Below are 16340 nucleotides of genomic sequence, written 5' to 3'. Positions count from 1 at the left end.
GTATAACGCCCTCGCCCTTCTAAATACCATCCCGTCCGAGTCGCCCATGAAACTGTTGATCGTTGAAGACCAAGCCAAAACCGGGCAATACCTGCGCCAAGGCCTGACCGAGGCCGGGTTCAATACCGAGCTGGTGGCAGACGGCATCAGCGGCCAGCAATTGGCCTTGAGCGGCGAGTACGCGCTGCTGATCCTCGATGTGATGCTGCCCGGACGCAATGGCTGGCAGATTCTGCAAGCGGTGCGCAGCGCCGGCCTCGACACGCCGGTACTTTTTCTGACGGCCAAGGACGCCGTGGAGGACAGGGTTCACGGCCTCGAACTGGGTGCTGACGATTATCTGGTCAAGCCATTCGCCTTCTCCGAACTGCTCGCCCGGGTGCGCAGCCTGTTGCGGCGCGGCAGCGCGATCGCCCAGGAAACCAGCCTGCAACTGGCCGATCTGCGCCTGGATCTGATCCGCCGCCGGGTCGAACGCAGCGGCCAACGCATCGACCTGACCGCCAAGGAGTTCGCCCTGCTGGAAATGCTCCTGCGCCGCCAGGGTGAGGTCCTGCCGAAGTCGCTGATCGCTTCGCAGGTCTGGGACATGAATTTCGACAGCGACACCAACGTCATCGAAGTGGCGATCCGCCGCTTGCGCCTGAAGATCGACGACGACTTCCCCAACAAACTGATCCACACCGTGCGCGGCATGGGTTACGTGCTCGAAGAGCGTGCGCTGTGATGCGTCACTTGTCCCTGAGCACGCGCCTGGCCCTGTTGTTTGCCGCCTGCACCGCGGTGGTCTCGCTGTTCGCCGGGGTACTGTTCGACCGCGCCAGCGAGGCGCACTTCATCGAGCTCGACCAGCAACAACTGGAAGCTAAGCTGATCGGCCTGCGCCGCGCCTTGCAGGATCTCCAGCCTGCCCAGCGCGAAGCGCGGCTGGCCGATGAGCTGAGCCGCCAGGCCGATCTGTCGTTGCGCATCACCAGCGGCGACGGTCAGCACTGGTACGACAGCTCGGTGCAGATCCCCAAGAGTCTGCCGCTGCAAACTGGCCTGTCGACCATCAGCCATGACGGCACCGACTACCGTGTACTGCGCGCCCCGCTCTACCCGGACACAGCCGATTCGCCGCAACTGACGCTGCTGCTGGACATCACCCATCACCAGCATTTCCTTGCGCGCATGCAGCATCTGATCTGGCTGACCGTCGGCCTGTCAGCGCTAGCCACGGCGTTGCTCGGTGCCTGGGCCGCGCGCAGCGGACTGCGCCCGTTGCGGCGGATAAGCGCGGTGGCCCGCGGAATTTCTGCGCAATCGCTGAATGCCCGACTGCCTGAAGAGAAAATGCCGCCAGAGCTTGCGGAAATGGCCCACAGTTTCAACGCCATGCTCGCACGCCTCGACGACTCGTTTCAGCGCCTCTCGGCGTTCTCCGCCGACATCGCCCATGAACTGCGCACGCCACTGTCGAACCTGCTCACCCACACCCAGGTCACCCTCACCCGTCCGCGGGCACTGGAGGATTACCGCGAAGCGCTGCACAGCAACCTCGAAGAGCTGCAATGGATGGCGCAACTGGTCAACGACATGCTCTACCTCGCGAAGGCCGATCACGGCCTGCTGATGCCCAAGCGCGAACCGCTGGAACTGGCGGACGAGGCTGACATGTTGCTGGAGTTTTTTGCGCCATTGGCCGAAGACGCTCGCGTTAACCTGAGTCGTGAGGGGGCGGCGCGTATCGAGGGTGATCGCGGCATGTTGCGCCGGGCCTTGTCGAATCTGCTGGATAACGCGCTGCGCTTTACCCCGGCTGAAGGTGATGTTCGGCTGAGCATTGTCGAGCAGCCGCAGGCTGTACGCGTTTGCGTCGAGAACAGTGGTGAGGGGATTTCAGCGCAGGTGTTGCCACGTCTGTTTGATCGCTTCTATCGAGCGGATCCAGCACGGCAGGAAGGCAGCAGTGAGCATGCGGGGTTGGGGCTGGCGATCACCCAGTCGATCGTGCTTGCGCATGGTGGGACGATTCATTGCGAATCTGAAGCGGGCTGGACGCGGTTTGTGATCGAATTGCCAAAGGAAGAATGAGGCCTGCAGTACCGGCCCTATCGCGAGCAGGCTCACTCCTACAGAGGGAACGCATTCCAATTGTAGGAGTGAGCCTGCTCGCGATAGCGGTTTTGCAGGCTACGAATATCTCAAGGCATGCGCCGGTTCGATCTTCGCCGCCCGCCACGCCGGATACACCGTCGCCAGAAAGCTCAGAACGAAGCCCGCCGAGCAGATCAACAGCACGTCGCCGCCCTGCAGTTCCGAGGGCAGGTTGCTGACGAAATACACGTCCGAACTGAAGATGTGCTGCCCGGTCACGCGCTCGACCCAGCCGACCAGTTCGCTGACATTGAGCGCGGCGATAACGCCCAGCACGCCACCGATGATGGTGCCGACAATGCCGATCACCGTGCCCTGCACCATGAAGATCGCCATGATCTGCCGCGGTGTGGCGCCGATGGTGCGCAGGATCGCGATGTCGGCGCCCTTGTCGTTCACCACCATGATCAGCGTCGCGATGATGTTGAACGCTGCCACCGCGACGATCATCAGCAATAGCAGGCCGATCATGGTTTTTTCCATTTTCATCGCGCTGAACAGGCTGCCCTGGGTGTGGGTCCAGTCGTCAGCCTTGAAGTCGGCGCCAAGGCCACCGGCAATGTCCGCAGACACCTTCGGCGCGGCGTACAGATCCTTGACTGCAAGGCGCACGCTCTGCACCTGATTCGGCTGCCAATGCTGCATGGTCGCCGCATCGGCGACATGGATCAGGCCCATCGAACCGTCCAGCTCGGCACCGACCTTGAACACGCCAACCACATTCAGGCGCTGCATGCGCGGAGTAATGCCTCCCGGCGCGGTGCTGACTTCCGGAACGATGAGGGTGATCTTGTCGCCGACGTTCAGGCGGAAACGCCGCGCGGTGATTTCACCGATCACCACGCCAAATTCGCCCGGCTTCAAGGCATCGAGACGCCCTTGGACGATGTGCTGAGCAACGATCGACACCTTGCCTTCCTGAGCGGGATCAACGCCGCTGATCTGAATCGGCTGCATCGAGCCCTTATAGGAGAGCATGCCTTCCATTTCGGTGAATGGCACGGCGGCGGTCACTTCCGGGTTTTTCATCGCGGCCGCGGCCACCGGTTGCCAGTCGTCGATCGGCTTGACGCCGACGATGGTCGCGTGGGGCACCATGCCGAGGATGCGCGAGCTCATTTCGCGCTGAAAACCGTTCATCACCGACAGCACCACGATCATCGCCAGCACGCCGAGGGCGAGGCCGATCATCGAGGTCATCGAAATGAATGAAACAAAGCGATTGCGGCGCTTGGCGCGGGTATAGCGCGTGCCGATAAAGATCGATAACGGTCTGAACATTCGCTGGGGCACCGTATAGAAATAAAAGACCCGGCGCCGTTACGAGCGCCGGGTTTCAGCCAGTCAGATGGGGGTGAGGCAGCCTTCCTGCAGCTGCAGAACGCGATCCATCTGGCGAGCCAGGTTCATGTCGTGCGTCACCACCAGGAACGCCGTGCGCATCGACGTGCTCAGCTCAAGCATCAGATCCTGAATGCCTTCGGCGGTGTGCAGGTCGAGGTTGCCGGTTGGCTCATCGAGCATCACCAGCCCCGGGTTGTTGACCAGGGCACGAGCGATCGCTACGCGCTGACGTTCGCCGCCGGACAGTTCCGCCGGCTTGTGCTCGAGGCGATGACCCAGACCGACCCGCTCCAGCAACGCCGTGGCACGCTGGCGCGCCTCAGGGATGGCGGTCTTGCCGATCAACAGCGGCATGCAGACGTTTTCCAGCGCAGTGAATTCCGGCAGCAGGTGGTGAAACTGATAAACGAAGCCGAGCGCGCGGTTGCGCAGCAGGCCGCGCTTCTTCTCGCTCAACGCCGACAGCTCTTCGCCATCGAGCCAGACGCTGCCCTTGCTCGGCGTATCGAGACCACCGAGCAGGTTGAGCAAGGTACTTTTGCCGGAACCGGATTTACCCACGATCGCCACGCGCTCGCCCGGATGCAACTCCAGTTGCAGGCCGGCCAGCACTTGTACCGACTCAGGGCCTTCCTCGTAGGATTTGCCCAGGTTACGGCAGCTCAGAATTGCTTGTTCACTCATGCCCGACTCACTCATAACGTAACGCCTCCGCCGGCTGGGTGCGCGCGGCACGCCAGGCGGGATACAGGGTGGCGAGGAAACTCAGGACCAACGCAGCGGCGCAGACCATGACGACGTCCTGGCTCTGTACCTGCGAAGGAAGATAATCAATGAAATACACGTCAGCATTAAGGAACTTGTGGCCGATCAGCCCTTCAAGCGCCGAAATGGCCGCACTGACATTCAGCGCCGCGAGAATCCCGACCACCGCGCCGATGGCCGTGCCGACCACGCCGATTACCGTGCCCTGAACCATGAACGTGCGCATGATCGTGCCCGGTGTGGCGCCGAGGGTGCGCAGAATGGCGATGTCGCCCTTCTTGTCGTTCACCACCATCACCAGTGTGGAAATGATGTTGAACGCGGCGACGGCGACAATCAGCAGCAACAGCAGACCGATCATGGCTTTTTCCATGCGGATCGCCTGATACAGGTTGCCGTGGGTGCGGGTCCAGTCGCGGGCGTAGTAACGGTCCTCGCCGAGGTGCTGGGCGATGTTCCACGCCTCGCGCGGGGCCTGGAACAGGTCGTCGAACTTCAGACGCAGGCCCTGCACCTGATCGGCTTTCCAGCGGTGCATTTTCGCCAGATCCTGCAGATTGGTCACGCCGAGGTAGCCATCGAGCTCACCGGCGCCGACATGGAAAATGCCGACCACGGTGAAGCGCTTCATGCGCGGGAACATCCCGGCCGGGGTGACGCTGACCTCCGGCGCGACAAAAGTAACCTTGTCGCCGATGCCGACGCCGAGCTTGGTCGCGGCCTTGTCGCCGATGACGATGCCGAAGCTGCCGGGCGTCAGGTCGTCGAGTTTGCCCTGCTTCATGAAGTTGTCGATGATCGACACATTGCGCTCGAGCGCAGGATCAATGGCATTGAGCAACACTTTGGAGACCTGACCGTTATTGGTCAGCAGGCCCTGCATCTGGGTGAACGGCGCTACTGCCGTGACCTGCCGGTTCTGCTTGACCTTGTCGGCCAGGCTCTGCCAGTCATTGATCGGCTCGCCGGTCTCGAGAGTAGCGTGGGGCACCATGCCCAGCACGCGGGTGCGCATCTCATGGTCGAAGCCGTTCATCACCGACAGTACGACGATCATCACGACCACGCCAAGGGCGAGCCCGATCATCGAAGTCAGGGAAATGAATGACACAAAATGATTGCGACGCTTTGCACGGGTATAACGCGTGCCGATAAATACGAAGAGAGGTCTGAACATGTCGGGGCTTGTTCGGAGGGAAAAGGAACGTCCTTGTGGCGGGGGTCGAAAACCAGCTTTACACTCAGACCACCGCCGCTACCATGGGTTCGCCATGTCGACATTAGATGAAGAAGATCGCCGCGAATACTACCGTATCGAGGACACGATCGCACTGGAAATTCGGCCCCTGTCCGCTCCCGAAGCCGCAGGCCAGGAAGTGTTGCAGGATGCTTCCCCACTGTTCAACCTGCTCAGCGAATTGCACCTGAGCGAATTCGAGTCGCAGCACCTGCTGCGGCAGATCAGCGAGCGCGACCGCGCCATCGCTGCATTTCTCAAATCGCAGAACAAACGCATCGACCTGCTCAGCCAGGTGATCGCCCTGACCGCGCTCGGCCACATCGGCGAGCCGCAGCCGGTGATCATCTCCGAAGGCGGGATCGACTTTCAGTACCCGACCCCGATCGCCACCGGCGCGCACCTGTCGGTGAAACTGGTGCTGATGCCGCAGGCGCTGGGCCTGCTGCTGCGCGCCCGGGTCACCCATTGCGATCCCAAGGGCGATGGCTATGACGTCGGCACCGAGTTCGAACGCCCGACCGATGCGCAGCGCCAGTTGCTTGCGCGCTACATCTTGCAAAAGCAGGCTCAGGAACGCCGTCTGGCCCGCGAACAGAACGAATCTGGCATTTAACTTAAGGAAGCACCGTGACCCTCATCTACGGCCACCGCGGCGCCAAGGGCGAAGCACCGGAAAACACCCTGAGCAGCTTTCAGGAATGCCTCAAGCACGGCGTGCGCCGCTGCGAACTGGATCTGCACCTGTCCAAGGACGGCGAGCTGATGGTCATCCATGACCCGACGCTCAAGCGCACCACCGAACGCCGCGGCAAAGTCGTCGAGCACACCGCTGCCGAACTGGTGACCTATGACGCGCGCAAGGGTGGCCCGGGCTGGATCAAGCCGTGCCCGATTCCGACGCTGGAAGAGTTGTTCGAGAAGTGTGATTTCGAGCACTGGCAGCTGGAAGTCAAAAGCGCTTCGCGCACCCGCGCGGCGACTACCGTGCTGGCGATTCGGGAAATGGCTCAGCGCCACGGACTGCTCGACAAGGTGACGATCACCTCGAGTTCGCGGGAAGTCTTGAAGGCAGCGCTGGATCTGGTACCGGACGTGTCGCGCGGCCTGGTGGCCGAATACGCCTGGCTCGATCCGTTGAAGGTCGCCGCCAGCTACGGCTGCGAGATTCTCGCCTTGAACTGGACGCTGTGTACGCCGGAACGCCTGCAGAAGGCGCAGCGTCAGGACCTGCATGTGTCGGTGTGGACCGTCAACGAGCCTGCACTGATGCGCAGACTCGCCGACTTCGGCGTTGACAGCCTGATTACAGACTTTCCCGGTTTGGCCACTGCCACCCTTGAGAATTGCTGAAATCGGTCTCCCCGGCCGGCTCAGGCCACCGGCCGGAGCCCGTCAAAAAAGCCGGTTGAGGCCGTCGTACGCTGCTACCCGATAGGCTTCGGCCATGGTCGGGTAGTTGAACGTAGTGTTGACGAAATACTTCAGGGTGTTCAGCTCGCCCGGCTGGTTCATGATCGCCTGACCGATGTGAACGATCTCCGACGCCTGATAACCGAAGCAGTGCACACCGAGCACTTCCAGCGTCTCGCGGTGGAAGAGGATTTTCAGCATGCCTTGCGGCTCGCCGGCAATCTGCGCCCGCGCCATGCTCTTGAAGAAGGCCTTGCCGACTTCGTAGGGCACTTTGGCCTGGGTCAGCTCCTGCTCGTTCTTGCCGATCGAGCTGATCTCCGGAATGGTGTAGATGCCGGTCGGCACGTCATTGACGAAGCGCCAGCTGCCATTGTCGACGATGCTGCCAGCGGCCGAACGACCCTGGTCGTGGGCGGCACTCGCCAGGCTTGGCCAGCCGATCACGTCACCGGCGCCGTAGATGTTCTCCACGCAGGTGCGGTAGTTCTGGTCGACTTCGATCTGGCCACGGCTGTTGACCTTGACCCCGATGTTTTCCAGACCCAGCGTGTCGGTATTGCCGGTACGGCCGTTGCACCAGAGCAAGGCGTCGGCCTTGATCTTCTTGCCGGACTTGAGGTGCAGGATCACACCGTTGTCCACGCCTTCGACGCGGTCGTACTCTTCGTTGTGGCGCACGGTGATGTTGTTGTTGCTGAAGTGGTAGCTCAGCGCCTGGGAAATTTCCGAGTCGAGGAAGCTCAGCAACTGGCCCCGGTTGTCGACCAGTTCGACCAGCACACCCAGACCACTGAAGATCGACGCGTATTCGCAACCGATCACACCAGCGCCGTAAACGATCAGTTTGCGCGGGGTGTGGCCGAGGCTGAGGATGGTGTCGCTATCGTAGATACGCGGGTGGTGGAAATCGATGTCCGCCGGGCGATACGGACGCGAACCGGTGGCGATGATGATGTGCTTGGCGACCAGTTTTTCGACCACGCCGTTGCCGCAGACCACTTCGATGGTTTGCTCGTCGGCAAAGCTGCCGGTGCCGAAGAACACGTCAACGCGGTTACGGGCGTAGTAGCCGGTGCGCGAAGCGACTTGCTTGGAAATGACTTTCTCGGCGCTTTTCAACACGTCCGGGAAGGAGAACCAGCGTGGCTCGCCGATCGCGCGAAACATCGGGTTGGTGTTGAACTGCATGATCTGCCGCACCGAGTGACGCAGTGCCTTGGACGGGATGGTGCCGAGGTGGGTGCAGTTGCCGCCGACCTGGCGACGGCTGTCGACCATCGCGACCTTGCGCCCCGCTTTGGCGGCGTTCATTGCCGCGCCTTCTCCCGCCGGGCCGGAACCCAGTACCACCACGTCGTAGTTGTAGACAGCCATGCGTACTCCTCAGAACAGGCCGCGATGCCAGCAGCACCGGCGGCTAAATCACGCCGAACGGCGGCGCGAAGGAACAATTGGGGGCCAGTGAAGAACCCGGACACAGTCTATAGAAGCGTCAACGCCGCGCACATTAACCCTTGGTCGCGTCGTAGGCTACTTTTGCCTGCACTACAACGCCAGCTTTCGTCTTGTCTTCAGTCAGTTTTTGTCGTCGACAAGCTGCGCAAATGCCTGACTGCTGCGGGTGACGAAACCTGTATCGGCACGCAGGACAAAGAATGCAGCAATGTCATGCTTTTGGGCATAGTCCTGCGCCCTTTCCGGCCCGAGAATCAGCAACAGCGTCGATAGTCCATCGGCCATCAACGCTGAAGGATGAATCACCGTGACTGACGCCAGCTCATGTAGGACCGGTCGCCCACTGCGTGCATCGATAGTGTGGGAATAACGCCGGCCGTCCTGCAGAAAATAGTTGCGGTAGTCGCCGGAGGTGGATACGCCGTAACCATCGACATCGATAATCCGCTCGGCCACTTGCTGGTCATCCCGGGGCTCTTCGACGGCGATGCGCCACGCTGAGCCATCTGGCTTGCTGCCCTTGGCTTTGAGTTCGCCCGTGGCTTCGACCAGGTAATTGGCGATGCCCATGCCCTGCAATCTGGCGGCGATGGCATCCACGGCATAACCGGCGGCGATGCTGTTGAAGTCGACTTCGACAGCGGCGTCCTTGCACAAACGGTTGCCGTCGATACGCAGATGCTGATGGCCGACCCGCTGCATGACCTCGGCCAGGGCAATCTCATCGGGGATGATCTCTTCGCGTCCTTGCGGACCGAATCCCCAGAGATTCATCAGTGGTTCCACGGTCAGATCGTAGGAACCTTCGCTTTGCGTCGAAAGCTGTTCACCGACGCGGATCAACTCAAGCACCGCTGCCGGCATCGATTGGCAACTGTCGGCAGGCAACGAGTTGAAACGCTCGATGGCGGAGTCACTTCGGTAAGTCGACATCTGTTGATCGACTTCACCGAGGATGGCCTCCACTTCGCCGCGCACCTCTGCAGGATCGGCAACCCCGGCGTGGCGCACGTACTTGACCGACCAGGTGCTGCCCATGGTCGAGCCGCCGACCTGTTCCAGGGAATCGCCGTTGCCGCAGCCGCCGATTGCCCCCGCCAAGACCACAAGCCCCAACCAGCGTCCAGTTAACAATTCTTCATCTCCCCGCAAAACCACGGCGGCCATTATGAACTACAAGCACCCGCTCGCTTCCCCATGGCAGCAACGCCTTTATACAAAATTGAACAGTGAGTACCTCCCATGTCCTCGACCACGGGCAAAGGCAAAGCGATCTTTCGCGTTGTCAGCGGCAACTTCCTCGAAATGTTCGACTTCATGGTCTACGGCTTCTATGCCACGGCCATCGCCAAAACCTTCTTCCCCACCGACAGCGCGTTCGCTTCGCTGATGCTGTCGCTGGCAACCTTCGGTGCCGGCTTCCTGATGCGCCCGCTCGGGGCGATTTTTCTCGGCGCCTATATCGACCGTCACGGACGGCGCAAAGGGCTGATCATCACTTTGGCGATGATGGCCGCCGGTACAGTGCTGATTGCCTGCGTGCCCGGCTACGCGACGCTCGGCGTCGCCGCGCCGCTGCTGGTGTTGTTCGGCCGTCTGTTGCAAGGCTTCTCGGCGGGCGTGGAACTGGGCGGTGTGTCGGTGTATCTGGCGGAAATCTCCACGCCGGGGCGTAAAGGCTTTTTCGTCAGTTGGCAGTCCGCCAGCCAACAAGCTGCGGTGGTGTTCGCCGGCCTGCTCGGCGTTGCTCTGAATCACTGGCTGAGTCCGGAGCAAATGGGCGAATGGGGCTGGCGCGTACCGTTTCTGATTGGCTGCATGATCGTGCCGGTGATTTTCTTCATCCGTCGCTCGCTGGAGGAAACCCCGGAATTCCAGGCGCGCACCCACCGCCCTACCCTCGGCGAAATCGTCCGTTCGATCGGCCAGAACTTCGGCATCGTCATCGCCGGCATGGCACTGGTGGTGATGACCACGGTGTCGTTCTACCTGATCACCGCCTACACCCCGACGTTCGGCAAAGCCGAACTGCACCTGTCGGACCTCGATGCCTTGCTGGTGACCGTGTGCATTGGTTTGTCGAACTTCTTCTGGCTGCCGGTGATGGGCGCAGTGTCCGACAAGATCGGGCGAAAACCCTTACTGCTGGCGGCAACGATTCTGGCGATCCTGACTGCGTATCCGGCGCTGTCGTGGCTGGTGGCGAATCCGAGCTTCAGCCATTTGCTGATTGTCGAACTGTGGCTGTCGTTCCTCTATGGCTCCTACAACGGCGCGATGGTGGTGGCGCTGACCGAGATCATGCCGGTGGAAGTGCGCACGACCGGGTTTTCACTGGCCTACAGCCTGGCGACGGCGACGTTCGGCGGGTTCACTCCGGCGGCGTGCACCTACCTGATTCATGTGCTGGACAACAAGGCAGCACCGGGCATCTGGCTCAGCGGCGCGGCGGTATTGGGCCTGGTTGCCACGCTGGTGTTGTTCCGTGGCAATCGGCATGAGTTGCGCACGGCGCAGGCTTCGGTTGCCAGCGGCGCCTGACAGAATGCTTTCGCGAGCAGGCTCGCTCCCACAGGGAATTGTGAACGCCCCCCCTGTAGGAGTGAGCCTGCTCGCGATGAGGCCTACGCAGGCAACACAACTCTATAAAGCAGACAAACAAAAACGCCCCGACAAAATGCCGGGGCGTTTTCATTCAAGCCTGAGGCTTAGCGCGGGAACGCTGGCGGATTCACATCAGCCATGTCTTCCATCACGCGAACCACCTGGCAGCTGTAGCCGAACTCGTTGTCGTACCAGACGTACAGAACAACGCGGTTGTCCTGCACGATGGTCGCTTCAGCATCGACCACACCGGCGTGACGCGAGCCGACGAAGTCAGTCGACACAACTTCCTGCGAATTGACGAAGTCGATCTGCTTGTGCAGCTCGGAGTGCAGCGCCATGTAGCGCAGGTACTCGTTCATCTCTTCACGGGTGGCGGCTTTCTCAAGGTTGAGGTTGAGAATGGCCATCGACACGTTCGGCGTCGGCACACGAATCGCGTTGCCGGTCAGCTTGCCGGCCAGCTCTGGCAGCGCCTTGGCCGCAGCGGTGGCGGCGCCGGTTTCGGTGATCACCATGTTCAGCGCGGCGCTGCGACCACGGCGATCGCCCTTGTGGAAGTTGTCGATCAGGTTCTGGTCGTTGGTGTACGAGTGAACGGTTTCGACGTGACCGTTGATGATGCCGAACTTGTCATTCACAGCCTTCAGCACCGGCACGATGGCGTTGGTGGTGCAGGAAGCGGCGGACACGATCTTGTCGTCAGCGGTGATTTCACCGTGGTTGATGCCGTGAACGATGTTCTTCAGCTTGCCCTTGCCAGGCGCGGTCAGAACAACGCGGTCGATGCCCGGGCAGGCCAGGTGCTGACCCAAGCCATCGGCGTCACGCCATACACCGGTGTTGTCCACCAGCAGCGCGTCTTTGATGCCGTACTGGGTGTAATCCACCTCGGTCGGGTTCTTCGCGTAGATCACCTGGATCAGGTTACCGTTGGCGGTGATGGTGTTGTTTTCTTCGTCGATGGTAATGGTGCCGTTGAACGAACCGTGTACCGAATCGCGGCGCAGCAGGCTGGCGCGTTTGGTCAGGTCGTTCTCGGCGCCTTTGCGCACGACGATGGCACGCAGACGCAGACCGTCGCCACCACCGGTTTTCTCGATCAGGATGCGCGCCAGCAGACGGCCGATACGACCGAAGCCGTAAAGAACAACGTCAGTGCCTTTGCGGGCCGAGGCGTTTTGCTGAGCAACCACGTCAGCCATCTCTTCACGCACGAATTGCTCGGCGCTGCGGCCGTTGCCTTCATTGCGGAATTTGAACGCCAGCTTGCCCAGATCCACCGACGCCGCGCCGAGCTTGAGCTCGCTCATGGCCTTGAGCAGTGGGAATGTTTCGTGGACGGAGAGTTCGCTGTCGTCGGAAGAACGGTGGCGAGCAAAGCGGTGAGCTTTGAGAATCGCGATGACAGACTGGTTGATCAGGCTGCGGCCATAGATCGAGCTAACCACGTTGTTATTGCGGTAGAGCTGACCGATAAGCGGGATCATCGCTTCTGCGAGTGCTTCACGGTCGATCCATTCACCAAGACACTGGTCGGGCTTCTGAGTCACGGTAACCTTCCACATGTAGGGGCAGAAAAAAGGGGCTACATTATGCCGCCGACAAGCCCTTTCAGCAATGCGCGCTTGTCGCGCAATCGGTAACAAAATCCCGTTCAAAAAATTTACGCCTTTCTCCAGCCCAGTAAAACCGGGGCTTTCAGCGCAGTCAATTTTTCGACGACTGTTAGACGATGTCTGTAACCCTCCGTAACACCGCCCGGTTTCGGCACTACATAACCACGAAAAAAGTGCCCGTTTTTATGGTTACCACTACATTTCGTCCAAACCGTGAAGATAGACGCAGTCTGCAACTGACAGGCGGCACCGGAGGCCGCTACAATTACCGACTTTGTCGCAACGCCTGGAGCTCAACCTTCCGTGCCTGTTCTGCGTCTACCGCTACTCCCTGCCGAAGCAGGTAAACAGCATTGGGGCAATCTGCCCGGTGCCGCCCTCAGCCTGGCGATTGCCGAGGCTGCCAGCGCTGCCAAGCGCTTTACCCTGCTGCTGACCGCCGACAGCCAAAGTGCCGAACGGCTGGAACAGGAGCTGAGTTTCTTCGCCCCGGATTTGCCCGTGCTGCATTTCCCCGACTGGGAAACCCTGCCCTACGACCTGTTCTCGCCGCACCAGGACATCATTTCCCAGCGCATCGCCAGCCTCTATCGCCTGCCGGAACTGGCCCACGGTGTGCTGGTGGTGCCGATCACCACCGCCCTGCACCGTTTGGCGCCGACCAAATTCCTGCTCGGCAGCAGTCTGGTGCTGGATATCGGCCAGAAACTCGACGTGGAACAGATGCGCGCGCGGCTCGAAGCCAGCGGCTATCGCTATGTCGACACGGTGTATGAGCACGGCGAGTTCACCGTACGCGGCGCGTTGATCGACCTGTTCCCGATGGGCAGCAAGCTGCCCTATCGCATCGACCTGTTCGATGACGAAATCGAAACCCTGCGCACCTTCGATCCGGAAACCCAGCGTTCGATCGACAAGGTCGAGTCGGTCAAGCTGCTGCCGGCTCGTGAGTTCCCACTGCAGAAAGACGCAGTCACCCGCTTCAAGGCACGCTTTCGCGAGCGCTTCGACGTCGACTTCCGCCGCTGCCCGATCTTTCAGGACCTGAGCAGCGGCATCACCCCGGCCGGTATCGAGTACTACCTGCCGCTGTTCTTCGACGAAACCTCGACCTTGTTCGATTACCTGCCCCAGGACACTCAGGTGTTCTCGCTGCCGGGCATCGAGCAAGCGGCGGAAAATTTCTGGAACGACGTGCGCAACCGTTATGAAGAACGCCGCGTCGATCCTTCGCGTCCTTTATTGCCACCGGCCGAACTGTTCCTGCCGGTGGAAGACTGCTTTGCGCGCCTGAAGAACTGGCCGCGGGTCGTCGCCAGTCAGCAGGACGTTGAAAGCGGCGTGGGCCGTGAACGCTTCCCGGCGCACGCGCTGCCGGATCTGGCCATCGAAGCCAAGGCCACGCAACCGCTGGCGGCGCTGGCAGGTTTCCTCGAAGAATTCCCCGGGCGCGTGCTGTTCACCGCTGAATCGGCGGGTCGTCGCGAAGTCCTGCTGGAACTGCTGGAACGTCTGAAGCTGCGGCCGAAAACCGTCGACAGCTGGCCGGACTTCGTCGCCAGCAAGGATCGTCTGGCGATCACTATCGCTCCGCTCGACGAAGGTCTGCTGCTCGACGACCCGGCACTGGCGCTGGTCGCGGAAAGTCCGCTGTTCGGTCAGCGCGTCATGCAACGTCGTCGCCGCGAGAAGCGCAGCGACGTCAGCAACGATGCGGTGATCAAGAACCTCACGGAGCTGCGCGAAGGCGCGCCGGTGGTGCATATCGATCACGGCGTCGGCCGCTACCTGGGCCTGACGATTCTGGAAATCGACAATCAGGCCGCCGAATTCCTCACCCTCGAATACGCCGAGAACGCCAAGCTCTACGTGCCGGTCGCCAACCTGCACCTGATCGCACGCTACACCGGCAGCGACGATTCGCTCGCGCCGCTGCATCGCCTCGGCTCGGAAACCTGGCAGAAAGCCAAGCGCAAAGCCGCCGAACAGGTGCGCGACGTCGCCGCTGAACTGCTCGACATTTATGCCCGTCGCGCCGCCCGTGAAGGTTATGCCTTCGCCGACCCGAAGGCCGATTACGCTACGTTCAGCGCCGGTTTCCCGTTCGAAGAAACTCCCGACCAGCAAGCCACCATCGAGGCCGTGCGCGAGGATATGCTCGCGCCAAAACCGATGGATCGCCTGGTCTGTGGCGACGTCGGTTTCGGCAAGACCGAAGTGGCCATGCGCGCCGCGTTCATTGCCGTGCACGGCGGTCGTCAGGTGGCAATTCTGGTGCCGACCACCCTCCTCGCCCAGCAGCACTACAACAGCTTCCGCGACCGCTTCGCCGACTGGCCGGTGACGGTGGAAGTGATGAGCCGCTTCAAGTCGGCCAAGGAAGTCAACGCGGCAATTGCCGACCTGGCGGAAGGCAAGATCGACATCGTCATCGGCACGCACAAGCTGCTGTCCGACGACGTCAAGATCAAAAACCTCGGGCTGGTGATCATCGACGAAGAACACCGTTTCGGCGTGCGCCAGAAGGAACAGCTCAAGGCCCTGCGCAGCGAAGTCGACATCCTCACCCTGACCGCTACGCCGATCCCGCGCACGCTGAACATGGCAGTGTCGGGCATGCGCGACCTGTCGATCATCGCCACTCCGCCGGCGCGACGCCTGTCGGTGCGCACTTTCGTCATGGAGCAGAACAAGAGCACGGTCAAAGAGGCGTTGCTGCGTGAACTGCTGCGTGGCGGTCAGGTTTACTACCTGCACAACGATGTGAAGACCATCGAAAAATGCGCCGCCGACCTCGCCGAACTGGTGCCGGAAGCGCGTATCGGTATCGGCCACGGGCAGATGCGCGAGCGTGAACTCGAACAGGTGATGAGCGATTTCTACCACAAGCGCTTCAACGTGCTGATCGCCTCGACCATCATCGAGACCGGCATCGACGTGCCGAGCGCCAACACCATCATCATCGAGCGCGCCGACAAGTTCGGTCTGGCGCAGTTGCACCAGTTGCGTGGTCGTGTCGGTCGCAGTCACCACCAGGCTTACGCCTACCTGCTGACGCCGCCGCGCCAGCAGATCACCTCGGATGCGGAAAAGCGTCTGGAGGCGATCGCCAACACCCAGGACCTCGGCGCCGGTTTCGTCCTGGCCACCAACGACCTGGAAATCCGTGGCGCCGGCGAACTGCTCGGCGATGGTCAGAGCGGGCAGATTCAGGCGGTCGGTTTCACCCTGTATATGGAGATGCTCGAGCGCGCGGTGAAGTCGATCCGCAAAGGCGAGCAACCCAACCTCGATCAACCGCTTGGCGGCGGCCCGGAAGTCAATCTGCGGGTGCCGGCGCTGATTCCGGAAGATTATCTGCCGGATGTGCATGCGCGGCTGATTCTGTATAAACGCATCGCCTCGGCCACCGATGAGGAAGGGCTCAAGGATCTGCAGGTCGAGATGATCGACCGCTTCGGCCTGCTGCCGGAGCCGACCAAGAACCTGGTGCGGATCACCGCGTTGAAACTGCAGGCGGAAAAGCTCGGCATCAAGAAGGTCGATGGCGGGCCGCAAGGCGGACGCATCGAGTTCGAAGCGCAGACGCCGGTCGACCCGATGACCCTGATCAAGCTGATCCAGACGCAGCCCAAACGCTACAAGTTCGAAGGCGCAACGATGTTCAAATTCCAGGTGCCGATGGAGCGCCCGGAAGAACGTTTCAATACTGTCGAGGCGCTGTTTGAGCGCCTCATCCCGAAATCCGCTTGAAGGACGCC

The 16340-nt window shown here is 61.2% G+C and carries 12 protein-coding genes; 6 read left to right on the top strand and 6 right to left on the bottom strand.

All coding sequences use genetic code 11. From position 1 onward, the window contains the following. Window positions 1–46 precede the first annotated feature (46 nt). Complete coding sequence (locus BLU71_RS03690) at window positions 47–727, top strand: heavy metal response regulator transcription factor (RefSeq protein WP_042609050.1); 681 nt, start codon at window positions 47–49, stop codon at window positions 725–727. Then, complete coding sequence (locus tag BLU71_RS03685; protein ID WP_083352313.1) at window positions 727–2076, top strand: heavy metal sensor histidine kinase; 1350 nt, start codon at window positions 727–729, stop codon at window positions 2074–2076. The genes BLU71_RS03690 and BLU71_RS03685 overlap by 1 nt, the downstream gene beginning before the upstream one ends. 99 nt (window positions 2077–2175) lie before the next feature. Here BLU71_RS03685 and BLU71_RS03680 read toward each other — a convergent pair whose 3' ends face one another. The 3 genes from BLU71_RS03680 to BLU71_RS03670 all read right to left on the bottom strand — a co-directional run bounded on the left by BLU71_RS03680 (window position 2176) and on the right by BLU71_RS03670 (window position 5425). Continuing rightward, window positions 2176–3420 carry a lipoprotein-releasing ABC transporter permease subunit gene (locus tag BLU71_RS03680; RefSeq protein ID WP_064361429.1) on the bottom strand — a complete coding sequence of 415 codons (1245 nt, stop codon included), beginning with the start codon at window positions 3418–3420 and terminating at the stop codon, window positions 2176–2178. A 63-nt stretch (window positions 3421–3483) separates the two neighbouring features. Beyond that, window positions 3484–4182 carry a lipoprotein-releasing ABC transporter ATP-binding protein LolD gene (lolD, locus tag BLU71_RS03675; protein ID WP_024013628.1) on the bottom strand — a complete coding sequence of 233 codons (699 nt, stop codon included), beginning with the start codon at window positions 4180–4182 and terminating at the stop codon, window positions 3484–3486. After that, the gene (locus tag BLU71_RS03670) at window positions 4175–5425 is read right to left on the bottom strand and encodes a lipoprotein-releasing ABC transporter permease subunit (RefSeq protein WP_083352312.1); all 1251 of its coding nucleotides are present in this window, start codon (window positions 5423–5425) and stop codon (window positions 4175–4177) included. The genes lolD and BLU71_RS03670 overlap by 8 nt, the downstream gene beginning before the upstream one ends. Before the next feature lie 94 nt (window positions 5426–5519). Here BLU71_RS03670 and BLU71_RS03665 point away from each other — a divergent pair, with 94 nt between their 5' ends. Further along, window positions 5520–6101: a PilZ domain-containing protein gene (locus tag BLU71_RS03665; protein WP_042609045.1), complete on the top strand. Its 582-nt coding sequence runs from the start codon at window positions 5520–5522 to the stop codon at window positions 6099–6101. A gap of 14 nt (window positions 6102–6115) precedes the next feature. Further along, window positions 6116–6838, top strand: a complete 723-nt coding sequence (locus BLU71_RS03660) for a glycerophosphodiester phosphodiesterase (RefSeq protein ID WP_083352311.1) — start codon at window positions 6116–6118, stop codon at window positions 6836–6838. 42 nt (window positions 6839–6880) lie between these two features. On the opposite strand, the gene sthA is transcribed toward BLU71_RS03660, so the two are convergent. Further along, entirely contained in the window at window positions 6881–8275 is a 1395-nt protein-coding gene (gene sthA / locus BLU71_RS03655) for a Si-specific NAD(P)(+) transhydrogenase (RefSeq protein ID WP_016775479.1), read from the bottom strand. Between the two features lie 201 nt (window positions 8276–8476). Beyond that, a complete protein-coding gene (locus BLU71_RS03650) occupies window positions 8477–9523 on the bottom strand; it encodes an FAD:protein FMN transferase (protein ID WP_083352310.1) in 1047 nt (348 codons plus the stop codon). 75 nt (window positions 9524–9598) lie between these two features. On the opposite strand from BLU71_RS03650, the gene BLU71_RS03645 reads away from it, so the two are divergent. After that, window positions 9599–10897, top strand: a complete 1299-nt coding sequence (locus BLU71_RS03645; protein ID WP_042609043.1) for an MFS transporter — start codon at window positions 9599–9601, stop codon at window positions 10895–10897. Window positions 10898–11064: 167 nt separating this feature from the next. Here the strand turns inward: BLU71_RS03645 and BLU71_RS03640 are convergent, their stop codons facing one another. Further along, on the bottom strand, window positions 11065–12528 hold the full coding sequence (locus tag BLU71_RS03640; RefSeq protein ID WP_083352309.1) for a glyceraldehyde-3-phosphate dehydrogenase: 1464 nt from the start codon (window positions 12526–12528) through the stop codon (window positions 11065–11067). A gap of 354 nt (window positions 12529–12882) precedes the next feature. Between BLU71_RS03640 and mfd the strand changes: the two genes are divergently transcribed. Beyond that, window positions 12883–16332 (top strand): transcription-repair coupling factor, encoded by a 3450-nt coding sequence (mfd, locus tag BLU71_RS03635; protein ID WP_024013632.1) that lies wholly within the window; start codon window positions 12883–12885, stop codon window positions 16330–16332. Window positions 16333–16340: the final 8 nt, after the last annotated feature.

The organism is Pseudomonas moraviensis, assembly GCF_900105805.1.
In the GTDB taxonomy this organism is placed as follows: domain Bacteria; phylum Pseudomonadota; class Gammaproteobacteria; order Pseudomonadales; family Pseudomonadaceae; genus Aquipseudomonas; species Aquipseudomonas moraviensis_A.
This window is presented reverse-complemented; position numbering and strand designations above follow the sequence as displayed.